Here is a 23,837-nt window from a genome sequence, read left to right on the forward strand (position 1 = left end):
TTCTTAAACGAAGCGGATTACTTGTTTTTAACCTTACCTGAATAATTTTTAAAAATTACCCGGGATAACACTGTGTTCTGGGGCTTTTGCGTTTGGGGCAAATCCGTGGAAAAATGAGCTACTCTTACTAAAATCATAGAGGTTTATTTTCTGAGTGCAAAGAGAGCATTTCTGTGTTAAACCAACTTTAGCTAAAAGTTATGATTGTGTTAAGAAGGGTGGATTGGTATTAAGTAATTGTTACAGGTGAAGAGTAGCAGTAAAAGAAAATTTTAAAAATTTCATGCAGGTGAGTAAAACTTAGGAAGAAATCAACCACTCCCAATCCCTCCTTATACAAGGAGGGAAGCTTTCTGCAAGTACCATTTACCAAGAACCAGTTATCATAGAATTAGGGACAAAAGATCATTAGCGTCAATTCTTTACTGCAAGCTAAAGTTATCAGTTCCGCTTAGTATGGTAAATGGTAAATGCAAAAAGCCACATCTCCTTCCCTGTTTTTAGGGAAGGTGCCCGGAGGGCGGAAGGGTTCTCTATTCTTCCAGGGTAATGCGGTCGAGTAACAACTGCGTGGCGCTGGATATATCTTTTACATTCATAATCAGCAAACCATCCAGGGAGTTTGAAAATTTAGGATCGATGTTAAAGCCGATAATCTTGGCGTTTTGTTTGAGATATTTTTTCAGTAAAACCGGTAGGCGCAAATGTCGGGGTTCAATTTCCGCAATAAGTTCGTCGAGGGATTTTACGGAGTGAATGTTCTTCTTCAAAATATTTTCGGAATAATAAGAGGAACTTCGGTACCGAAACTTTTTCCGGGGAGTTACCAACGTGGCTAAATCGTGATCGAAGTAGTGTTCCCGGATAAATTCGACAATTAAGCTTTTAGAAGTAGCGGAAAAATAATCGCTGATGCTTACCGGACCCAGTAAGTATTGACAATGTTTTTTGCCGGTTAAAAATACCGCAATGCCTTTCCAAAGCAGCAGCAAAGGCAAGGTTTTTTTCTGGTATTCGGCGCGCACAAAAGAGCGGCCCAACTCCAGCGATCGCTCCAGGATAGGAATAAAATGTTTTTTTAACTTAAATAAAGAGTGCAGATAAAAACCGCTTCGGCCAAATTGCTGAAATATTTCTTTGCCGATGCCTAACCGGTATGCCCCCACTATTAATTGAGCGCGGGTATCATACATAAACAGATGTTCGTAATGTTGATCAAACACATCCAGATCGGTTTCGTGGTGGGTGCCTTCGCCTACTTCCCGGAAAGTAATTTCGCGCAACCGGCCTATTTCCCGTAAAATGTTTGGAATCTGGGAACTGGCTGCTACATAAACCTGGTAATGCTGGTGGGTAAAAAGCAAATTTTCAGTTGAGAGCTGGGCTAGTTCTTGTTGCAAAAGTAAGGCATCGGTTTCCGGAATAATAGGTTTATTGGCGGGGGAAGTTAGTTTAGAAGGCCAATAATAATTATTTTTTAAAAAACGGGTACCTAAAGCGTATGTTTTCGCGCGTAAATAGGGGAGCAGTTCCGGGGCTGGCAGCTGGCTTAACTCGGAGTACGGAATTGGTTTGCCAATCCGGATTTTTACGCACAAGCCTTCTTTGTTTAATAATTCGGCCGGCAAACGCAAGGTTCGCAAAAACGGATGAAAAATGCCTAATACATTAAAATAAATACTGTTGCCACCGCTAAAATAAATAGGTACCACCGGTACACCGGCTTTATGAATGAGCCCGGCTAAGCCCGCGTGCCACTCCGGATCCATTACTTTATGGCTTTTTTTTTGCCAACTAGATACTTCGCCGGCCGGAAATAAGCCTACCGGCACGTCATCCTGGAGCAAGCGTAACGCTTTGCGAACCCCCGGTACCTGGTTCTGGGTGGGCGTTTTAAAAGGATTAATCGGAATTAGAAAATCTTCAATATTTGGTAATTTTTTGAGGATAGGGTTGGCGAGCATCTTAAATTCGGGCCGGAGAGCCGCCAGAATCTTCAGCATCAGTAAGCCATCCAGGCCACCGTAGGGGTGGTTGGCAATAGCTATAAATGCACCTTTAGCGGGTATTTTTGCGAGTTCCTGAGCGTCTATTTCGTATTTTACCTGTAGTTGCTCCAGAATGTTGTCGATAAAAGGCAAGCCATGTAACGTGTGGGATTGTTGGTAGATTTGATTTAATTGGTCTAGTTGAAGCAGGCGCATGAGCCAGGGCGCTAAGAACCCGAGGTTTTTTTTAAAAAAAGCAGGTGTTTTGGCAAATTCTTCGCGGGAAATAATGTCCATAGGCGCCTGGTTGCTTAGGTGGTGTTTTTCCAAATGATAATCCTTTCGGGCCCAATTTGCTTTATCAATATTATTTGATTATTACCGCTATATTAATCTTAGATTATATTCCTTTATTAGTAGCTAGCTTGCCTTGAGGCAAATCTGGAAGCCTGTTCGTTAGTCAGCATTAATCCCGGAAAACGGAAAAACTCCGCAAAACAACCATGTAAGGACTAAGTTTTGCCCATTGCGCTCCACTAAATGGTGGTGGCTTATTTAAGAGATTTGAAATAAAACAAGACTTACGCAGAAATTGACCGGGAAGACAGTAATAACGGGCCTGCGCTTTTGGTTGTTTCTTCACAACCAGCTTTAAAGATCTTTGGCCCAAGTCCTGTAAAATTCCTTTTTTCAAACAACTATTCTTAACATAGGCGCAATTAAGTAGTTGGTTGTTTTTAGTTGTTCGTTGTTAGATCGTTAATAAATTAATAATCAAATACTTAAACTCAGGTTTTTATCAACTTAATTTTGTCCTGTTACTTACAATTAAGAAAGTAGGCCGGTATTAGTAAAATGAGGCGCATAAGCCATTTAAAAAGCATTTTTTTAAATTTGGCGAAACCTTAATTATTTCTTAACCCTGCTAAATAAGAGGGGCGTGTTCCGATATACTATCTTGAGGGTGTTTTTAACAACCCGCAGGCCGTATGTTCGAGTCCATTATTCTTTCGTTAATTGGCGGTTTAACTTTGTTTTTGTACGCGCTGCATTATCTGTCCGAGAGCTTAAAATCGGTGGCAGGCGGTAAACTGCAATTTTACCTGAATAAGTTTACGGGCAATTTATTTACCGGCATCGCTTCGGGCACTATCATCACAATTTTATTAGATTCTTCTTCGGCCGTGATTATCATGACCATTGCCTTGGTTAAATCGCGGGCGCTTACCTTCCGGCAAGCCATGGGCATTGTAATGGGAGCCAATATTGGTACCACTATCTCCAGCCAGATAATTGCTTTAGATGTCGGTAAATATTCGTCGGTGTTAATGGCTATTGGTTTTTTGTTACTAATGTTGGCTAAAAAGCGTTTGCCTAAAAACATCGGCCGGGTTTTACTGGGTTTTGGATTAATCTTTTTCGGCTTGTACGTGATAGAAGATTCCGTGGCACCTCTGCGCCAAAGTCCTGAATTTGCCGGTTGGATGCTGGCTTTGGAAAAGCCGTTAAAAGGAGTAGGAATAGGAGCACTAGTTACCTTAATTATTCAGTCTTCTTCGGCTACGGTGGGCATGGTAATAGCCTTGGGTGCTAAAAAACTCATTACTATTACTGCTGGCATTGCCGTAATGTTGGGTGCCGAATTAGGTACTTGCTCCGATACCCTACTGGCCTCTATTGGCCGGAGCCGCCAAGCCGTTAAAACAGGTATATTTCACTTATTTTTTAATATTACTACCATTATCCTGGCCTTAATTCTCTTTACGCCGTTTGGGCAGTTAGTGCATTACTTATCCGGTGAAGCGCCACTAGAGCGGCAGATTGCGAATGCACATGTGTTATTTAATTGTTTGGGTGTTTTTATTTATATACCGTTCGTGCCTTTAACCGAACGATTAATTAATTTTGTTATCCCGGAGCAACACCCAACTACGTCGCCAGCCCATCTGGCTAATCCCGAGAAATAATTAAAAACCAACAGCAAGCTTACTGTTGGGCTGGGCAGCAACTATAGCTTTGCTTATTGGCGCAACGGGCAACAATAGAATAGAATTACTTACGCCACAACAAATATTTAATACAAAAACCTTAGCAAGTTCGTCATTTAAGTTTAAGCAAATGCTCCTGGAACTGCAGCAATTTATTTCCTGGGCTATCCTGGCTTGTACTAGTAATGCAATCTTTATCGAAGGGTAACTTTAAAGAAATACGCTCTTGAGTTGTTTTGTATACCTTTGCCATATTTTAAATGCTTTTTTGATTTCTCCGCATCGTACCAAAGGTTTTTTAGTAAGATCTAAATCAAAGCAGTATCAATGCGCCGTGTATTTTGAATTTATAGAATTCTGAATGGAAGGATTACTATTTACCATCTTTGAAGACTTGGATATTCCGGCTCTTAGCCACGAGGAATGCCAGGATAGCCTTTATTACCTCGAATTTTTACTGGAACAGGAAGATAATCCGGAGAGTTTTATCAAATACCAAATGTTAAAAATAAACCTGATAGACCGATTAAGCGAAATCAGTAAACCAAATAAACTAAGAAATAAAAGAGTTTAAGTTTTCTTTACATGTTTAAGCAATAAGGCAAACAGCCCGAAAAATTTAAAAATTTGCCCTTCGCAAACACTCACTGCTATTGGTATAATGTCTCTTGCATATTTAAACCCTTAAATATTACTATTTAATATAAAATAGGCCTTATTTAATTAACAAATTGATAACAGTGAAATTGCATTTGAGTAAGGGAGAACTCCGTACATTTAACCAGAAATAAACCGCTGTCTACTTGTATTTCTTTGAATTGAAAGCCAATGTACAGTTTAGAGGAGCCAGATCATTTTGGTTCATTGCGGTTTTAGCCAGAATATCCAAAGCAATTTAAATTTTTCCGGAAGTAAATAAACCTGTTAAACCGAGTCTAATACTATTATAAATATTGTTTTTGAGATTGCCGAATGCATAAACATCTTATTGGTAGATAATACTTTATCAGCAAAATTAAAAAATTATTAACTGATAAATAAAACAAGAACAGTTAACATCTATTTTAAGTGCGTACGTCGTGGGATAGTTTAAACGGATAAATTAGTTTTAAACTAGCATTTCGTAAAAAATCAGGACCTAGCCTTTACTACTTTTTTAAAAAATTGCTTCTACAAGCAGAGTGGAAATTTATTGTCTTTATCCAATAGTACTTTATCAAGAATGCATTAAAAGCGTTGGATTAGTTTATGAAACAAACTTTACCAGGTAAAATTAATTGTTACCCGATTAACATAAATAAGAGCTCTTATTTTTGTTTAACCACTTTATTTATTTTATCGGGCTTTTTCACCCTTGCTACTTCCCGGCCGGTTATTTTACCGGAAAAATTCTTAGTTACTAAAAAGGTAGTGCTGGCCGGCACCATTGCCGGCTCTTTACGCGATTACGAAACTAACGAAGCTTTAATTGGCGCTACCGCTGTAATAGAAGGTACCCAAATTGGCGCCTCTGTTAATACCGATGGCACCTTTACCATTAAAAACGTTCCCGAAGGACTGCATACGTTGGTTTTTTCTTTTATTGGTTATAAATCGGCGAAAGTACCCAACGTGCAGGTAAAAGGCGGCACCATTACCCGCGTCGATTACAAACTGGTAACGGACAACAGTACCTTAGCCGAAGTAGTAATCCGCGCGAAAGTAGTGCCGGAAAACACCACCGAACGTTTGTTAATCGACGAAATCCGCAATTCCCGGAGTATTCTGTCGGGTATTTCGAACGAGCAAATTACCAAGAGTTTGGACCGCGATGCGGGCGAAGTGGTGCGGCGCGTATCGGGGGTTACTTTGGTGAGCGACCGGTTCGTAATTATTCGGGGCCTGGACCCGCGCTATACTTTAACGCTACTCAACGATTTGCCGGCACCTAGCTCCGAAAGTGACCGCCGCGCTTTTTCCTACGATATGCTTAATAGCTCGGTGATTGACCGGGTAGTAATTGCTAAAACGCCGGCTCCGGAACTACAAGGCGATTTCTCGGGCGGGGTGGTTAAGGTGTATACGAAAAGCTTCGCGAATGCCCGCCAGTTGCAAATACAGCTCTCCGGCCAATTTCGACCGGGTTCGAGCTTCATGGATTATTACACCTCGCAAAGTGGTAAGTACGATCGTTTAGGTTTCGATGATGGCACCCGGAAACTACCGGCCAACTTACCCGATATTAAAAACTTTCCGGATGTAGAGCGCCAGAATAATGTGGATCAGGCCGCCGTGCAGGCAGCCAATGCGCAAATTGCCAAGTCTTTTCCGAACACCTGGAAATTACTGCGCCGCTACCAGGATTTCGACAAACGGGCCGTGGTGAACTATTACGATTCGTGGCATTTCGGGCAGCAGCGTTTAAACAGCCTCACTTCGTTGAGTTACACGCTCACCAACGAGTTTAACCGCATTAACCGACAATACGGCGAAATCCGGCGCTACAACGATCCGAACGTGCGAAGTTATCCTTTGCAAAGCAGCTTAGATTCTACGTACGTGCAGAGTGCCCGCATCGGGGCTATGCAAAATTTTCGCTGGAATTTTAACGAGCAGCATTCTATTGAATTTAAAAATTTGTTTAATCAACTCGGCCGCAACCAAACCTTAGTGCGCGAATACCGCACCGATGACGATGGTACCTACGAAAAAGAACTGCGCCGTAATATTCAATACAACTTCCGCAGCCGGGGCTTGTACAACGGCTTGCTGGCCGGCGATCACACCTGGGGAAAAACCAATCCTACCAAGCTAACCTGGCGTTTAGGTTACGCCCATACCACCGAGCAGCAACCCGACGTGCGGCGGTTTAATTTAGCGCGTCGCGAAAACTTACCCGGCGTTATGGATTCGAGTAATGCGCCGCAACCACCCGGCTATTACCGGCTCTTTTTAGCCGACCGCTTAAATTTACTCAATTCCCGGTTTTACTCCACTCTTCACGAAAATGGCTATACCGCCGCGGCCGACGCCGAACGTACCCTGGGTAAAAACAACCTAACCGTAAAAGCCGGCTTTTTCAGCGATTACCGCAAACGTAATTACGATACTAAGTTATACACCTATTACCTAACTAATACCAATATTACTGGCCCTTTAGCCGAGGACTTGGTTACGTTTAAAGAAAACAGTTTCCGGCCCGATTTAAACGGCCAGCGGATGTTTGCGCCCCGCAACTTCCGGGCCGATGGTTCCGGCTTTGGTTTTAACGATTACACCGGTTTGCGCGAAGCGCCGGGTTATACAGCTTCGAACGAGCAGCACGCCGGTTACGCTGCGTTAAATATTCCCTTACTGGGGCAATTAATCAATGTATACGGGGGCATTCGCCTGGAATACAATAAATTGGACGTGAGCGGCAATGCTTTTCCGTTTGGCTTGGTGCGGCGTGGCGAAGAAATGGTAGTGGATACGGTAGTACTGGCGGCCAAAGAAAAACTATACGCATTGCCATCGTTGAACATCAGCTACCGTTTTGTGCCGAAAATGTTGGTACGGGCGGCTTACGGCAAAACCCTGAACCGGCAAGAATTTCGCGAGGTATCGCCCACGGTGTATTACGACCTCGACCGGCTGGCTTATATCCGGGGCAATCCTTTCCTGGAAAATGCTACTATCCAAAACCTAGACTTACGCTGGGAATATTACCCGCAGGATGATGAAATAATATCGGTAGGAGCATTCTATAAACACCTCAAAAATCCCATTGAGTACGTTTCGCAGGCCATTTCGGGCTTTGCTAACGACGATATCACTTTTTTAAATACTTCTAAATCTACTGCTTACGGCCTGGAAGTGGAGTTTCGCAAGCGGTTAGCTTTTATTCCGGTTCCGTTTATGCAATACGTATCCGTAATTGCCAATGCTAGTTTACTAAAGACCCAAGTGGTTTTTCCGGATTCCCTTTTTACTAACAGCGCCGGCGATCCGCGTCGTTCCATCCGGCCTTTGCAAGGTTCTTCGCCTTACGCGATTAACGCGGGTATTTATTACGATAATACCAACGCCGGCACCCAGGTTACGGCCCAGTACAACGTAATTGGCCAACGGCTTACCACGGCGGGTAATTCTTTTACCGCCGAGCAATACGAACTGGCCCGCCATGTAATCGACTTAACCATTACCCAGCGGATAACACGTTTTCTGCAAGTAAAATTAGGCGTTCAGGATTTATTAAATCAACCTTTCCGGATTTACCGCGATGTGGTGCCGGATCAGAAATATAAACCTAATAAACTAGCCGAAATTCCCAGGTCGGACCAACCTACTTTTACATCTGACTACCTGGAAGCCACTTATAAGCCAGGTAGTTATTATTCTTTCGGGGTGCAGCTTACTTTTTAAGTTTGAATACCAACTCCCTACTAAAACAACGCTTTAGCTCTAATTTTTTAAAATATTTATCCCAGCCCTCCCTCTTACTTTATAAAACCACCAAAAATTTAAAAAATCTAAACTTTTTTCACTGATGAAAAACAATTTTCGCTTATTAAAGCTGTCTGCTTTTTGCGGATTAGCAATGGCTTTTGGCCTAAACTCTTGTAAAAACGAGCTGGAAACTCCCAAGTCAGCAGCCACTGAAGGTACCAGTGATGCCACGCTGGCTGTAGTAACCGTTGGAACCTGCGGCGCTAATACTTTAATTTCGAGTAACACTACCTGGTCCAGTGGCAATACCTACGTAATCCGGGGAAATATACGGGTTGTTAATTCTTCTACTTTAACTATTGAAAAAGGCACAGTGATTAAAGGTGAATGCGGAGCTAACTTAATTATTGAACGGAACGCGAATATTAATGCGGCGGGTACACCTTCTTTCCCGATTGTATTTACCTCTAACCAACCAGCTAACAAAAAGACCCGGGGTTATTGGGGTGGTGTTATTATTTTGGGTAACGGTATCACCAATCAAGGCACTAAAGTACCCATTGAAGGGCTAACCTCTACCTCCGGCACCGATTATGGTTTTTATGGCGGCACCAACAATGCCGATAACTCTGGTAAACTACAGTACGTGCGCATTGAGTACCCCGGTACCGAAGTATCGGAAGGCAATGAGATTAACGGTTTAACTTTAGGTGGGGTGGGTAATGGTACCATCATCGACCACGTACAAGTTCTATACAGCCAGGACGATGCTTTTGAATTTTTCGGTGGCGCAGTAAATCCGCGTTACTTATACGCTTACGGTAACTCCGATGATGATTTTGATACGGACTTTGGCTACGTAGGTAAAGTACAGTTTGCCGTTGGCGTAAAAACTGTTTCTTCGGAACCGGGAACCGGCGCGTCTAACGGTTTTGAATCCGATAACGATGCTACCGGCACTACCGCAACTCCCCGCACGAACCCCCGTTTTGCCAACGTAACTTTAGTAGGTCCTTGCTCTTCACCCGGCGACCCAGCGGTATTTGGTCAGGCTTTATTACTGCGTCGGAATTCGCAATTAGATCTTTACAATTCCGTTATCTCTCACTGGAACAATGCCATTACGGTGCAGGCTCCTTCTGCCATTGGCAACCCAGGGGTAGATTTAAAATCGATCTACGTGTATAACAACGGCAATCTGTCTCCTTCACCGTTGGCGGGGGTATATCGTTCTGGTAACGAACCTCGTTTCAGTCCGTGCCCAATCCCTTGCTACAGCACTGCTTCGGCTATTGCCTCTGGTTCTGGTCCGAAGTTAATTCCTTACTCTGATGTTACCGGCACCACCCCTCCGGGTATTGGTTTTGTGGCCACTAACTACCGGGGAGCTTTCAGTGCTAGTGCTGCTAACAACGACAACTGGAATTTACGTTCAGAAAACGCGAATTTTAAATGGTTAAGCTTTCCTTGCGAAGGTTATGCGCAATATTAATTTATAATAAGTAGCCGGTAGTTTTTCAGCCATAAGGCTTAAGATTGCTGGTACTTAACAAGTAGGTGGAAGGGTTACAAGCGGTTTTGGCATCGGCAGGTACCAAAACCGCTTGTAGTTTAATCTAATCCTGGCTACTCTTTTGTTTTTCTATTTATTCCAATCTGTTTTTCTTTTATATTATGCGAAATAAATTACTCTTAATGGCGGTAAAGCAGCCAATCCACTGGCGGATTGCCCTGGGAATGGTACTGCTGGTATTTTTTTCGGCCTGTAAAGACGACGAACCAGAATCCAAGCCGCTGCCGCCCACCATTACTTCTATTATGCCGGACAGCGCTTACGTAAACGACACGATCACTATTACCGGAACCAACTTCGACCCGGATCCTTTTAACATGTCGGTGCAATTTAGCGGCGTAGAAGCTTTTAACATTGTGGCGGCCAGTACCACGGCCATGCGGGTAAAAGTACCAAAAGGCGCTACCTCGGGTTTAGTTACCGTAACCATTGCCGAACAGACCAGCCCGGGAGTTAATTTTAAAATTTTAACGGTAATTCCTACTACTATTACTAGTATTTCGCCGCAGAGTGGTTACTACGGCGATACGGTTACCATTGCGGGCACCGGCATTGTGCCGGCTGATTTTACGGCGGGTACTTCTACGGTACTTTTTAACGGAGCTACGGCTTTACCAGCCGCTGCTATTATAAATCCCACGGCCAAACAATTGCAAGTAATTGTGCCCGACGACGCGCAAACCGGCCCCATTGGTTTAAATTTAAAAAACGGGACGGTATTGGAAACCGATACGTTTCGGCTCACCCCACCTTTGCCCACTGTTACAACTTTTACCCCAACCAGCGGGCCCGAAGGCACGCCGGTAACTATTACAGGGGCTAATTTAGGCGTGAGTTCGGCCAACGAAATTCAGGTTACTTTAAACGGAATAAATGCTGTTATTACCAGCCGTACTGCTACACAATTAAAAATAACCGTGCCAGCCGGCATGAAGCCTGGTAAATATCCATTTATAGTGAAAGTACGCAATCACGCCGCTACCAGCCCAACGGCCTTCACGGTAACTGCGCCGCCGGTGGCCAGCCAATACCTGTACTTTGCGCAAGGCAGCGAAATCCGGCGAGCCAGCATCACCGAAAAAGATGGTAAAGTAACGGTAACCCATGCGCCGCTTTTCACCGATTTAGGCGATGTATCCGATATTGTTATTGATAAAGCCGGCAACAAATTATACTGGTCCAGTATTGCTACCAACCAAATTATGGTGGGAAATTTAAATGGCAGTGGCAACCCGCAACTGGTATTTGAAGGCAACGACAACGTAGAAGTAAATTACCCAACGGGCCTGGCTATGGCGAACGGCAAAGTTTACTGGGCAAATCAAGGTTCTTCTTCCATTGCCCGGGCTAATCCGGATGGCAGCAGTCCCGAAATCCTTTTTGATGCCCAAGATAATGTTAACTACGCCCAGGATATCGAAATGGAAGTAGTAGGAAATAAATTGTACTGGACCAACGTAGGCACCGCGCAGATTTTACGGGGCAACGTAAACGGCAGCGGTACCACCGAGGAAGTTTTTGGCCCGGATGATAATTTACAATATCCCTTAGGTTTGAAACTCGATGCCAACTCGGGTAAACTATACGTGGCAGATAGCCCTACGGCGGGCGGAGTAGCGCCCACCGACCGTCTTTTATCTGGTAATTTAAATGGTACGGGCGGATTGACTGCTTTATTTGAATCCGGAGAAGGAGTGGAAGCCGTATTTGCCGTAGCAATTGATACCAAAGGCGGTTATATTTATTGGATTACCAATAATTACAGTGGCAACTCTAAGAACAGGCTCCTGCGTGGTAAGTTGGATGGTTCCGGCAAACCGCAAATTTTAATTGACAACTTAGAAAGTTTCGGCAACGCCATTGCGGTGCAAGTAGAATAGTAAAGCTCTCGTTATTGTTTTAAGTAAACAGACAAAAGTATTAAGATATTAGACACAAGACTTTTTTGATTTTAAATCATTAACGATCAATTATTTTAATAAATATAGACGAAACATTTTATGTAAGTTTAATTTTGTCCTTTTACTTAATATTATCAAATCTGTAATTAAAAAATAGTAGGTACAATAAAAAAGGAGCAGAATTTCTGCTCCTTTTTTATTGTACCAGTTAAGGTAAGTAGTTGTTCGTTTTTAGTTGTTCGTTGTTCGATCGTTAAGAAATTAATGATTAAGTACTTAAACGCAGGTTTTTATCAACTTAATTTTGTCCTGTTACTTAATTGCTTTTTTATTACTGTACTTTAATTATTTTCTTAGATTGAATAACCCCATCAATATTTACTACCACCACGTACATACCGGCTTTCAACTCAGAGCCATTAATAGGTAAAGAATGTTGCCCGGTAGTATACTTTTGAGCCCCAGCAACGGTCTTAATTTTGGTGCCGGATAGGTCAAAAAGTTCTACACTTACTTGCGATGGATTTTTTACTTCGAAGGAAATACTGCTTTGGTTTGCTACCGGCACGGGGCTAACGTTTATACCAACCGCATCGGTTGCTTTCCGGTAAGCGGGTTTGCCTAAATTATTTTTAAATGCGCTTAATTTTAAAAAATCGGCCATAATAGGGGTAAGCGCAGTGTTATCTAACAAGCCCCGACCCGTTATTTGTACCGCATGGCTGCCAGTGTTATCTTCGGCCCCCACCCAAATGTCTTGGGGCGTATGATTACCCGGAGTACCGCCCGCTTTGGTGCTATTTCCATTGGTTAACGGGTTAGAACCGTAAGCCACTACTATTCTCCGGCCGGTTGGAGAACTCGGCTCCGGATAGTATTTATTCTGGAACATTTTAAGCGTATATTCCGGAAACCAACCTTCGTCACCGCCATCGCCGCGTACCAAATTAGTAGGAGTCGCGTAGCTGGCTTCCAAAGCGTTGGACTTTTTAATCTGGCCCGCATAGGTTCTTATTTTAGTAGCATTACCCTGGGCATCTGCTTCGTCGTGCAAACCAGTTACGGCAAACCCACCGCACTCGTGGTCAGAAGTAGTAAAAAGTAACGTTTTGCCATTTACCGGAACGTTCATAAAGGATCTTCCTTCGGCTACGGCATAATCAAAGGCTAATACTTCTTTAATCATGTAATCAGAAGCGTACACGTTGGCCGTACGAGCCGTGCTGGGAGTAGCGGTGTAATTAGCTTCACCACCACCCTCGTAAGTTGGCTTATCGGCATCTACCTGGTACTGGTTGCCCCCTGCACCAGCTACCACCGAAATACCCCCGGTGTTGGCGTGCTCCAAATGGTCGATCCGGCCAGCTTCCACGATCAAAAAGAAACCTTTGGCTCCTCCTTTGGCTTTTAGTACCTTAATAGCTGTTTCGGTCATGTCGGCTAAAGAAGGTTCCCAAGGAGCGCTTGTTTGGCGGTCTTGTTCGTAATTCATGTGCGAATTATTAAACAGACCTAATAATTTATTTTCACTACCCGACGAAAACTGCGACATATCTAATTTCATTAGGGCATCGCGACTATTGACATAAGCATATTTCTTTTGTTTTTTAGCAAAGTCAACTAAGTCTACATCATCGGCCCGGCGACCGGAACCTAAGGTTACGTCAGTGCCCGTTTTTGGATCTTTAATCGGATTACCCTGGGCATCCACCACTGTGGCATAAGGGCTGTTTACTTTGGCTGGCATAAAGAACCGGGAGCCGCCCCCTAAAATTACGTCTAACTCTACGCCTACTTTCGGTTCGGGCAAAATCCAGTCGCGGCTGGCATTATACCGGTAAGCTTCGGTCGGGCTCGCGTTAAATATAGCTTTGTATTCATCCTGAGACGAAGCCAGGTACTGGGCGGCAATGTAGCTTTCCAAATCGCGGTACCAAATATGACTGGCAAAAGCGGCCGGCGTAGCGTGGGTTATGCGAGCAGTACTTACCAGCCCCACGGCATAACCTTGCTTTTTGGCGCTTTCCAAAATAGTTTCAATGGATTCCCCGCTGGAAGGGTCCAGCGAAATTACTTCGTTATCCTGCTTCCCACTTTTACCGGCAGCGTACACTGATGCTCCGGGGGCCGAATCGGTAATCCAGGAATTAAGGGAATGCGTGGTTACCGTAGCGCTGTATTTTAAATTGTCTAACGCTAATTTTTTAAAATTTGGATCAGAAGTAAACCGTTGACCTTCCCGGCCCTGGCCAAGAGCCATGCGGGTTGCTGTTTTGGGCGCAATCCCAAAGCCATCGCCAATGTAAATAATAACGTTGCGGGAATCCGTGCCGGCATTCTTTGCGTTTTTTTGGGCAAATACCCCTCCGCCCGAAAGCAGAAGCAAGCTTACGAGTAATAGTTTCTTTTTCATTAGAATTCAGTTAAGAGTTAAAGTTTGTAAAAGTTAGATCGTTTTAAACCAGAGAAAGCTGACATTGTAGATGCTACTATGGGGTAATAAAAAAAGTACAAGGAGATAAGAAGTAGTTGCTGAAAGAGTTGTACTAGTTTTATTCGAACTTACGTACTTGCCTAAGTTCAATCAACATTTAGATGTTATTAAATTGTGTTTTTTAATGAAATTTCTTAACAATAACTTTATATAGAATTTTAAATGAAGGCTTTATCTTGCACTTTATTTATTGATTTTTGTACACTTTGCTCTTAGATGGCTACTATATCTATTCCCAGTTTTTACCACGCAACCTTTTCCGCATACCGCTTTACTTTACTCTTGGGTTTAATTTGTTTTTTTGAAATATTGTCGCTGTCTGTATGCGGGCAAAGAGGTGAAAAAATAAAGGCAAATTATTATACACTAGAAAACACCGGGAATCCTATTGATTTGTATTTCTCTGCTAAAAAGACCTTTTTAATTACAACCAACGGTATTTATGAACGGGAGGAGAAAAAATTTTTAAAAAAATATACGGCTAGGGGAGCTATCATTTGTGCTTTAGAAGACGACTCCGTGTTCTGGATAGGCACCCCAACGGGGTTGTTACGGGTAAATAAAAAAACATTCAAAAGCACACCCGTGCAACTTCCTTTCGACGACAGGCAACCACAGATTACTACTATTCTAAAAGATTATGCGGGAACAATTTGGGTAGGAGCAGAAGCCTACGGTGTGTATAAATTGCAAAAAGGTACGTTCGAAAAAGTATTAGGTGTTTTTCCGGTTAACGCCGGTGCAGTTACTTCCGACAGTTCCGTTTGGATAGGCACCAATACTGGTTTGCATCAATGGAAGAATAATCAATGGGTGCGGTATAACGAAGAAGGCGTTACTAATTTTGAAATACCGGATAATGTGGTTGATAAATTAAAGGTAGATAACAAAAATAATTTGTGGGCGGTCCTTTCGGAAGGAGTTACGGTATTTGAAGCCAAGTCGCGAGCATTCACGCAGGAGGGGCATATTCCTGCTGTAAAGTTTATCGGGAAGCCCAATAATACTATTTACAGCATTATTTATGTAGAAAACCAAGGCTATGTATTTGCCACAGCCATGGGATTATTACTCTTGCCTGAAAACAAGGGTCAATTGCCTCCTTTAGAACAATCTTCCACATCGGATATAGTGGCTGATAACCAGTTATTATATTCCATTAAAATGCCTGGTAGTAACAGCGCTTTAAATTCTTCGGCTCATCCTTTGTTACTCAAAACCGCAAAAAGAAGTAAGATTTGGCTCATTGATAATCAAGGAATACAAGTATTCACAAACAAGGATTTTATTAAAGTACTGCAAGAATTTAAAAAGATAAAGCCTTGAGTAAATCAATAAATATAAAATAGTTATTGTTTTAGCGTCAAGTACAAGAGGGCAGGGATAAATAACGTGCGTTCGACCCAATAAAAGTAAAATTAAAAACAGAGCTTTTTCTCCTCTGGATTTGTCCTTCAGGAGAAAATTCTTTTACTTTTTAGCGAAATAGATTCCTCCCGAAGGACAAATTCAGAGGAGAAAAAGCCAGATAGCAAACGTTTATTCTTCTAGCAAATACTTCTATTGGGTTTTTGTACCAGCCAGGGTTTATCTCGAACTTCCGTTAAATATAGCTTCCTGAAAATGGATATGAATTACTTAACGTGTTTTAGTTTGCTGCGTCCGGAAGATGTTAAATAAACCGCGAATGCCAGATCTTGATTCCTGAAACTGTAAGAGTTGCCGCTAATTAAGGCAATCTACCCTTGGAAAGCTCGGATGTAAGCGTTTTTTAAAAGTAATTTATAATACTTTCAGCGGCTTAGCTTAATCTTTTGCGTCTTCGGGCAAAAGTTTTGCCTATTATTTAAAAAAACTAAATTTACCCTATGCAAATTGCTGAGGCCCGACATCTTGTTTTAAATAACCATAAAATTGCATGAAAAAGGCCCGGCTACTTGTCTTATTGTTCGTTATTTTCGGTAATTTTTGTTTTGGGCAACTATTACCTGACCCTCGAACTAAAACCATTATAGCTACTGTAGACCTACCGTTAGTTTAATCGATTCTCTGGATACAAATTCAAACTCTTTAATCATTCATCCGGATAATTTAAAAATTGTAAAAACCTATACCGATTCGCTGGGCCAGTTATCTTTCGGCGAAAAAGGGAAAAATGGCGTGGTGCTAGCCGCGTTAAAAAGTAAAACTAACTTATGGCGCCTGCCGACCGTGCTCGATTATTTTAAAATTTCGACCCGCGACCGGTCCTTAAAAGTACTGGTTGATCAAGCTTTGATTCATGCGCAGTTGTTTTTAGCAGATGTAACCTTAATCGAACGGATAGAAGTAACTAAACAAGAGGCATTTGCCCCGTACCGGTACAGCTTTAATCCCGATGAACGGTATTTAAATATTGTAACCCGCTAGGCAATCACAAAATAGCTGCTAACTTTCGCAATAAGTTTTTTGAATTAAACTCTTTTTTTGCTTCTGTAATTGTAAATCTGATTCCTGATTCCGGCTGGGTTCTTATACCTCCTTTTTGTTTTCTGCGTAAACAGAAGCCAATTTTAAATCAGAACTTATGGAAAAAAGACCAATAGGAAACTCCGGACTAACAGTAGCGCCCTTGGCATTTGGCGGCAATGTGTTTGGCTGGACCATCGACCCAGCTACTTCTTTTACTTTGCTGGATGCTTTTACCGCTGCCGGCTTTAACTTAATTGATACCGCCGATGTGTACTCGAATTGGGTGCCGGGCAACCAGGGCGGTGAGTCCGAAACCATTATTGGTAACTGGCTGAAACAATCGGGTAAACGCGATCAGGTAATTATTGCTACCAAGGTGGGCGGCGAAATGAGTCCGGGTAAAAAAGGGCTTTCTCCGAAACATATCCGGCAATCCGTAGAAGACTCTTTGCAAAGGCTGCAAACCGACTACATCGATTTGTACCAGTCGCACTACGACGACCCGGCCACGCCCTTGGAAGAAACGCTGGGAACTTACGGCGAGCTCATAAAAGAAGGTAAAATACGGGCCATCGGGGCTTCTAATTACACGGCCGAGCGGCTCGCCGAAGCTTTGCAAATAAGTAAACAAAACAACCTGCCGCGCTACGATAGCCTGCAACCCGAATACAACCTCTACGAACGTCAGGGTTACGAAAAAGAACTCGAGCCGCTTTGCCGGGAAAATAACATTGGCGTCATTAATTATTTTGCCTTAGCCAGTGGTTTTTTAACCGGTAAATATCGCTCCGAAGCCGATTTGGCCAAAAGCAAACGCGGACAAGGCAACAAAAAGTATTTAAATGAACGCGGCTTCCGTATTTTAGCGGCTTTAGACGAAGTAGCCCAAAGGTACCAAACCAATGCGGCCAGCATTGCCATAGCCTGGCTTCTTGCCCGGCCGGGCATTACGGCACCCATTGCCAGCGCCACCAGCCCGGAACAGTTACAAGCACTTACCAAAGCCGCTACGCTGCAACTGGATAAAGAAGCGGTGGAAATGCTGGATAAAGCCAGTGCAACCTAAGTAAAATTAGTATTTGCCGGTTGTGCGCCACCCGTATTACAATTGCTGCGGGTTGGCGCAACAACCGGTATTTTTTAAATTTTATACCTTAAGCATGCCCATTTCTTCCAAAATTTCTACGGCGCGTAAGGCACTTAGCTCTTTGTCTTTAATTTCCAGCATAATATCCACGTCTAAGCCATCGAGTTGCTGCAAGAAGTCCCGAAATAAGTCATCTACAATGCTGGCGGTGTGTTTGCCTTTGCGCTCTCCCGGCGACTGCGACGAGTAGTCCATCATCATTACCCCGTCTTTTTCCTGCCAGGTGGCGGCGGCCAGGTGCAAGGCTTCTGTCATAGTTTCGCCGTTGTTCAAACACTCATGATGAAAATTATCGAATAAAATCGGGATGCCGGTTTGCTCGTGTATTTCCAAACAATCGCTTAAGCTGTAAGACCGATCGTCGTTTTCAATTACCAAACGTTTCCGCACGTTTTCGGGTAGCAGGAAATAGCTATCTACAAATCGCTTAATAGCTTCGGCTTTATCGCCGTACACGCCGCCCCCGTGAATTTGTAATTTAGCGCTTTCATCCAATTCCATAATGTCCATGATGGCGCATTGGTATTCGAGTTCGGCAAAGCTGTTGTTTAAAGTATTCTGGTTGGGCGAGTTCAATACCACAAACTGATCCGGGTGCATGCTAATCCGCATTTGGTGGTTTTTAATGTATCGTCCTAAAGCGCGTAGAGTCCCCTTAAAATGGTTTTGCCAATTATACTGGTTTACCGGATGCGAGGCAAAAGGTACCATATCCGAGCTCATTCTTAAAAAGAGCAGGTTGTGTTTTACATTAAACTCCAGTAGTTTTTTGAGGCAGGCAAAATTATTGGCCGTAGTTGTAATCAGGCGTTCTTCGGAGTAAGAAGCCAGCCGGAAAGTGGTGGCCGGTGTACAGTCCATTCCATTGTTAATGCACGGATACCCAATTTTCATAAATGCGTTTTTTAAAGAAAGCTTAGCTTCTTTACAAACGCACTTTACTGGTTTTGGTTAGTTTTTCTGGGAGATATACCCTAACGTGTTTCCTTGCTTTTACCAGATAACAATCTCAACAAACACTTGATCCTGATAATCGTTGAAGTCCCTGATTTTCTTATATTCGAGTGTCTTTATGTCTAACTCCCAAATTGAAGAATTCTCGCTCCAAGGGTCATTCAATAATTCTATGGTCTGATTGTCTTTTGGCCTAAGATCGTGTCTCCATCTTAAATTCTTATCTTCTATCTTTTTTGTTTCTTCTGAAGTCCAGATTATTATTTTTTCTCCTGTTATTACAGCCCATTCATTATTTGTGTCTATCAGTCCACAAGTTGGGTCGCCATAAAACTCTTCTTCAACAAGCACCTGATTTGTTTCCTTATCAATAAGAAAGACTACTTCATATTCATTTTTAATTAGTAGCTTATCTGTTTCGTAAAGAATGTTCATGTTTTCCTAAGATTTTACATGCCGCGCAACGGGCCTTTGTTTAAAAGTGCTGTGGTAGTTTTTAACTGTTTTTGGTAGTTAATTTACTTCTATTAACGTCTTTCTTATGGGATATACTCCAAAAACTTAAACCAAAAACTAGTCCGATAGCCCCAGCATCTAGGAATACCACATAAAAGTTACTATACAAGAAAAAAGCCCATCCAATCATTAATGTAAAAACAGTTAATGCATAGAAGGTCGAACAAATGGAAAATGTAATTAGATTATATTTATATAATGCCTTGGTAATTAATTTTTCGGGGAGTTGAATGAATAATCCATAAGCAATTAACAAGAAGAAAAAAGACCAAAATCCAACTGTTAAAGTGTCACTACTTATCAGGCTCCCATGTTTAAAAAATCCCCAAATGGAATGAGTTACCAAAGAAACTAACCATCCTAATAGCAAGGATATAAGAGAATGGGAAGAATAATTTTTTAAATATTCCATTTGTAATTTACTGTCAACTCGCAGCTAAGCATTTAAGGACGACGGAAGCCTTGGTTGCGGTCCAGGAACAGGCTGTCGTATTTTTGGCGGGCGGCTTGGTCGCGTTTCAGCTTCTCGGCGGCGGCTTTTTCGTCCAGAATAGCTTGGAGTTTGCGGCGGTCGCGGCCTTCTTTGGAGAGCTGGTCGTAAATAAAACTGATGGGGTTGGCGATAGAAGCCGGCGGTGGCGTAAATACTTTTTCTTCGTACAACGGCTTCGGTTCGGCGGGTTTCACAGCTACCCGTGGTTCGGGTTTTTTCTTTTGGTTGCGTAAATACCGGTTTACCTTTTCGTAATCCGGACCAATCGTTACCTGAATTTCTTCCAGTACCACGTTGCCTTCTTCCAGGCTAATCTGAATAGTGGATTCGTCGGGAGTGTTGCTGGTAACCGGAAAAAGCTTGGTTTTATAACCCACCGAGCGGAAGTAAATGGTATCGCCTAATTGCGTAGTAATCCGAAACTTGCCAACCTCGTTGGTTACCGTGCCGCGCCAAAGCCGTTTACTGATTACCGTAATATTGACAAGTGGTTTTTTGGAAACTGCATCGAGTACGGTTCCATTAATTTGAATATCGGTGCTTTGTTGTGCCTGCGCTTGTATGGTGAACAATAACCACAAAATCGGAACTACCAGTAAAAAAATAAGTTTACGCTGCATACAAACTACAAAATAACCGCTCTTTTGATTAGACGCAAAAAGATACGGTTATGTCACTCCCCGAATTAAATATTTTTTAAATATCTGATTTTACCGGAATAAAACCAAGTGCTGCAATCGGGTTTATCCTTGAAAAATGAGCAGCCATTTCTGGTTTGGTAAAGTGTAACGAAATTCTATTCATGGATTTAATAACGCGTTTAACCGTTGTTAGGAACAAACTTTTAGTTGAAATAAGCGCAGGTTTCGATGATTTTAGGCTGGAGAAATAAAAAAATTTAAAAAACCTTGGGGTTTAAAACAGAAAAGGCTTGTACAACATCTGTACAAGCCTCTTCTGTTTATTAAATTTTTTTAGTTTGAACCAGTAGTGCCACCACCAGTAGTTCCGCCGGTAGAACCACCAGATGTAGTACCACCACCTGCTGTGGAGCCACCAGCAGTAGAGCCACCAGCGGTTGTACCAGTACCACTACCGCTGCCGGTAGAACCAGTAGTAGTGCCAGCGGTAGTACCGCTAGTAGTGCCGCTGGTAGAGCCTCCGGCGGTTGATCCTCCGGTTGTAGTACCACTAGTTGACCCGCTAGTAGATGTACCAGAAGTAGTAGCTGCATCGCCAGAAGTAGAAGCTCCTTGGTCGGTGCCCATATCGGAGCCAGCTCCCATACTGGAGTCCGCGCTCATGGCTCCGCTTTCGGTACTTTCGGTAGAGCCGGTACCAGAGCCACCGCTTTCAGAACCCGAACCGCTACCAGAGCCGCCACATGATGTAAACGTTAAAACGCCTGCACAGCCCAATAACATTATTACCTTTTTCATAGTTGTTAAGTTTTAAGTTTAGTATTTAATTAAGAAGTAATCTTTTTTTAAGTTCAAGGCTTCTTACGGAATTTAGGCTAGTGGGTAAATGAAAAAAACATAAAAATCTAATTTTTGCGTATTAATACGGATGCTTTCTCTCGTGAAATAGCATTTTTACTAGCTAATTTTTACTATTATTAAAAGATTTCCGGCAGCTTATTAAATGATTTACGGGTTTATTGGTGAAAAATTTTAAATAATTACAATATAAGTGCTCAGCCGTTTTCTAAAGCTATCCGCTATAAATACAATATAAAAGCTTGTTCCGGCAACTTGCCGGAACAAGCTTTTACTTATCCTTAGTTAAATAATAATTTGTATAAAAGAGAGTTTGATTAGGTTTTCTGAAGTTCAAACACCGTAATTTCCGGCAGAAAACCAACGCGGCCCGGGTAGCCTAAAAATCCTAAGCCGGTGTTTACGTAGAGGTGTTGCATGCCTTTTTGGTATAAACCGGCCCATTGCTCATACACGTATTGCACCGGGCTCCATTTTATGCCCGGTAAATTAATCCCAAACTGCATGCCGTGCGTGTGGCCCGAGAGCATCAAATCAATATCGGAGTATTTCTGGTTTACCTCACCGTCCCAGTGCGAAGGGTCGTGCGAAAGTAAAACCTTGAACGGCGACTGCTCGGAGCCGGCGTAAGCTTTGGCCAGATTGCCGTACCGCGGAAAGTTCATGCGGGTGCTCCAGTTTTCCACGCCCAGTACCGCAATGTGCTGCCCGTTTCTCTGGATAGCCACGTTCTCGTTTAAAAGTAATCGCCAGCCTATTTCGGCATGGTGCTTGGCCAAAGTTTGTAAGTTCTGCGTTTTGGCCTCCCCGCTTTCCCAAGTTACATAATCGCCGTAGTCATGGTTGCCAAAAATAGAAAACTTGCCGTCTTTGGCCTGGATTTGTTGCAAAGCCGGTATATGCGGTACTACTTCTGAGGCAATGTTGTTTACTAAATCACCGGTAAAAAACACTAAATCAGCATTTTGTTTATTAATTAAAGCTACGGCTTTCTGGAGCGGGTGCGTGGAGTTGAAACTGCCCGTGTGCAAATCCGAAATTTGTAAAATTTTATATCCGCTAAAAGCATCGGGTAAGTTAGGAAAGCGTAGGGTAACCCGTTTTACCTGGTATTGGTAAGCGCCCCGTACCATGCCATAAATAAACGCCGTTAAAGGAATAGCTCCGGCCATTAAAGCTAGTTTGTTAATAAATTCGCTACGGGTAATTTTTACGGCTTCGCTGGTTTCGGTGTCGGGGCCATTAAAGAAGTAACTCGCGATGTACTTCATTAGCCGCATGGCATCATCCAACACTAAAAACAATACTACCGCCAGTTTGCTGGCAAATAAAATAAATACGGTGCTTACCAGGTACGTGCGAAAAGCCGTGGGCGGCGTGCCGCGCGTCAGACTAAAAAAGATAATGGTACCGGAAGTAAGTAAGAAAAAACACCAGTAAATAATAAAAATTATTTTTTGTGACCGGGGGGATATATGTTGCGTAACCGTCCGGATTGCCTGAAAAACGTACCAGTCAACTACAAAAACTAATAAAATAGCAGTGGCTATAAATAAGAAACGTTGCATCGATTGTGGAAATAATAAATGTAAGTGTATGATTTAACTAAGTACCGGCCGAAAAGTTGAGATTTTACCAGTTTATTATTATCAGGTGCGGACAGGATGGTGTAAATTTAAATTTCTTTCATTTACACACATGTTGATTTCCGAAACATCTCATAACTACGGTCAAGTACCATCCCTGGCCATCAAAAGCTGGGCCGAAGAAGACCGGCCCCGCGAAAAACTACTGCTTAAGGGCAAAGCAGCCTTGAGCGATGCTGAATTAATTGCTATTCTAATTGGTTCGGGCACGCCGAAGCTAACGGCCGTAGATGTAGCTAAACTAATTCTGGCAGCTGTCAGTAACGACCTGAACGAACTGGCCAAATTGTCGGTAAAAGATTTAATGAAGCATAAAGGTATTGGCGAAGCCAAAGCTATCACTATTGTTAGCGCCCTGGAGTTAGGCCGCCGGCGAAAAGAAACCGCCGCTGCCGCCCGCACAACTATTACCTGCTCCACCGATATTTACAATTATATGAAGCCGCACTTGCTGGATTTACCCCACGAAGAATTCTGGGTGATTTTGCTTAACCGGGCCAACGTAGTGATGAAAAAAATACCCGTGAGCATTGGGGGAGTAGCCGGCACCGTGGCCGACCCGAAAATTATATTTAAGCACGCGATTGAACACCTGGCCAGCGCTATTATTTTGGTGCACAATCATCCTTCCGGCAATTTAAAACCCAGCGCCGCCGATATAGCGCTTACCAAAAAAGTAAAAGAAGCCGGGGCTCTGCTCGATTTACCAATTCTGGATCACCTCATTTTTGCCGATCAATCGTACCACAGCTTCGCCGACGAAGGGATTTTGTAATGGTT

General features: G+C 42.9%; 18 protein-coding genes. 9 read left to right on the forward strand and 9 right to left on the reverse strand.

The window, feature by feature from the left end:
- Positions 1-533: 533 nt before the first annotated feature.
- Together AHMF7616_RS02100 and AHMF7616_RS26150 are read right to left on the reverse strand one after the other, a co-directional pair.
- Positions 534-2,318: a lysophospholipid acyltransferase family protein gene (locus AHMF7616_RS02100; protein ID WP_115371376.1), complete on the reverse strand. Its 1,785-nt coding sequence runs from the start codon at positions 2,316-2,318 to the stop codon at positions 534-536.
- 136 nt (positions 2,319-2,454) lie between these two features.
- Positions 2,455-2,682: a hypothetical protein gene (locus AHMF7616_RS26150; RefSeq protein WP_147275589.1), complete on the reverse strand. Its 228-nt coding sequence runs from the start codon at positions 2,680-2,682 to the stop codon at positions 2,455-2,457.
- A 295-nt stretch (positions 2,683-2,977) separates the two neighbouring features.
- Here AHMF7616_RS26150 and AHMF7616_RS02105 point away from each other — a divergent pair, with 295 nt between their 5' ends.
- From AHMF7616_RS02105 to AHMF7616_RS02130, 5 genes are all read left to right on the forward strand, one after another.
- Positions 2,978-3,955 (forward strand): Na/Pi cotransporter family protein, encoded by a 978-nt coding sequence (locus tag AHMF7616_RS02105; RefSeq protein WP_115371377.1) that lies wholly within the window; start codon positions 2,978-2,980, stop codon positions 3,953-3,955.
- A 382-nt stretch (positions 3,956-4,337) separates the two neighbouring features.
- Positions 4,338-4,550: a hypothetical protein gene (locus AHMF7616_RS02115; protein ID WP_115371379.1), complete on the forward strand. Its 213-nt coding sequence runs from the start codon at positions 4,338-4,340 to the stop codon at positions 4,548-4,550.
- A gap of 674 nt (positions 4,551-5,224) precedes the next feature.
- Positions 5,225-8,359 carry a TonB-dependent receptor gene (locus AHMF7616_RS02120; RefSeq protein ID WP_115371380.1) on the forward strand — a complete coding sequence of 1,045 codons (3,135 nt, stop codon included), beginning with the start codon at positions 5,225-5,227 and terminating at the stop codon, positions 8,357-8,359.
- Positions 8,360-8,483: 124 nt separating this feature from the next.
- Positions 8,484-9,875 (forward strand): hypothetical protein, encoded by a 1,392-nt coding sequence (locus AHMF7616_RS02125; protein WP_115371381.1) that lies wholly within the window; start codon positions 8,484-8,486, stop codon positions 9,873-9,875.
- Positions 9,876-10,057: 182 nt separating this feature from the next.
- Positions 10,058-11,836 carry an IPT/TIG domain-containing protein gene (locus AHMF7616_RS02130; RefSeq protein ID WP_115371382.1) on the forward strand — a complete coding sequence of 593 codons (1,779 nt, stop codon included), beginning with the start codon at positions 10,058-10,060 and terminating at the stop codon, positions 11,834-11,836.
- A 352-nt stretch (positions 11,837-12,188) separates the two neighbouring features.
- Here the strand turns inward: AHMF7616_RS02130 and AHMF7616_RS02135 are convergent, their stop codons facing one another.
- The gene (locus AHMF7616_RS02135) at positions 12,189-14,270 is read right to left on the reverse strand and encodes an alkaline phosphatase (RefSeq protein ID WP_115371383.1); all 2,082 of its coding nucleotides are present in this window, start codon (positions 14,268-14,270) and stop codon (positions 12,189-12,191) included.
- Positions 14,271-14,660: 390 nt separating this feature from the next.
- On the opposite strand from AHMF7616_RS02135, the gene AHMF7616_RS02140 reads away from it, so the two are divergent.
- From AHMF7616_RS02140 to AHMF7616_RS02150, 3 genes are all read left to right on the forward strand, one after another.
- Entirely contained in the window at positions 14,661-15,677 is a 1,017-nt protein-coding gene (locus AHMF7616_RS02140; protein ID WP_147275590.1) for a hypothetical protein, read from the forward strand.
- A gap of 834 nt (positions 15,678-16,511) precedes the next feature.
- The gene (locus AHMF7616_RS02145; RefSeq protein WP_115371385.1) at positions 16,512-16,760 is read left to right on the forward strand and encodes a hypothetical protein; all 249 of its coding nucleotides are present in this window, start codon (positions 16,512-16,514) and stop codon (positions 16,758-16,760) included.
- Positions 16,761-16,917: 157 nt separating this feature from the next.
- Positions 16,918-17,868 carry an aldo/keto reductase gene (locus AHMF7616_RS02150; RefSeq protein WP_115371386.1) on the forward strand — a complete coding sequence of 317 codons (951 nt, stop codon included), beginning with the start codon at positions 16,918-16,920 and terminating at the stop codon, positions 17,866-17,868.
- Positions 17,869-17,949: 81 nt separating this feature from the next.
- On the opposite strand, the gene uvsE is transcribed toward AHMF7616_RS02150, so the two are convergent.
- The 6 genes from uvsE to AHMF7616_RS02180 form a co-directional block, all read right to left on the reverse strand.
- Entirely contained in the window at positions 17,950-18,843 is an 894-nt protein-coding gene (gene uvsE / locus AHMF7616_RS02155; protein ID WP_115371387.1) for a UV DNA damage repair endonuclease UvsE, read from the reverse strand.
- Between the two features lie 99 nt (positions 18,844-18,942).
- On the reverse strand, positions 18,943-19,338 hold the full coding sequence (locus AHMF7616_RS02160) for a hypothetical protein (RefSeq protein WP_115371388.1): 396 nt from the start codon (positions 19,336-19,338) through the stop codon (positions 18,943-18,945).
- 61 nt (positions 19,339-19,399) lie between these two features.
- The gene (locus AHMF7616_RS02165; RefSeq protein ID WP_147275591.1) at positions 19,400-19,831 is read right to left on the reverse strand and encodes a hypothetical protein; all 432 of its coding nucleotides are present in this window, start codon (positions 19,829-19,831) and stop codon (positions 19,400-19,402) included.
- Between the two features lie 32 nt (positions 19,832-19,863).
- Positions 19,864-20,532, reverse strand: coding sequence for a carboxypeptidase-like regulatory domain-containing protein (locus AHMF7616_RS02170; RefSeq protein WP_115371390.1), 669 nt, complete (start codon positions 20,530-20,532; stop codon positions 19,864-19,866).
- Between the two features lie 354 nt (positions 20,533-20,886).
- Complete coding sequence (locus AHMF7616_RS02175; protein WP_115371391.1) at positions 20,887-21,351, reverse strand: hypothetical protein; 465 nt, start codon at positions 21,349-21,351, stop codon at positions 20,887-20,889.
- A gap of 377 nt (positions 21,352-21,728) precedes the next feature.
- Entirely contained in the window at positions 21,729-22,979 is a 1,251-nt protein-coding gene (locus AHMF7616_RS02180) for a metallophosphoesterase (protein WP_115371392.1), read from the reverse strand.
- Positions 22,980-23,109: 130 nt separating this feature from the next.
- On the opposite strand from AHMF7616_RS02180, the gene radC reads away from it, so the two are divergent.
- Complete coding sequence (gene radC / locus AHMF7616_RS02185) at positions 23,110-23,832, forward strand: RadC family protein (protein ID WP_115371393.1); 723 nt, start codon at positions 23,110-23,112, stop codon at positions 23,830-23,832.
- Positions 23,833-23,837 lie beyond the last annotated feature (5 nt).

This window comes from Adhaeribacter pallidiroseus (assembly GCF_003340495.1).
Taxonomy (GTDB): domain Bacteria; phylum Bacteroidota; class Bacteroidia; order Cytophagales; family Hymenobacteraceae; genus Adhaeribacter; species Adhaeribacter pallidiroseus.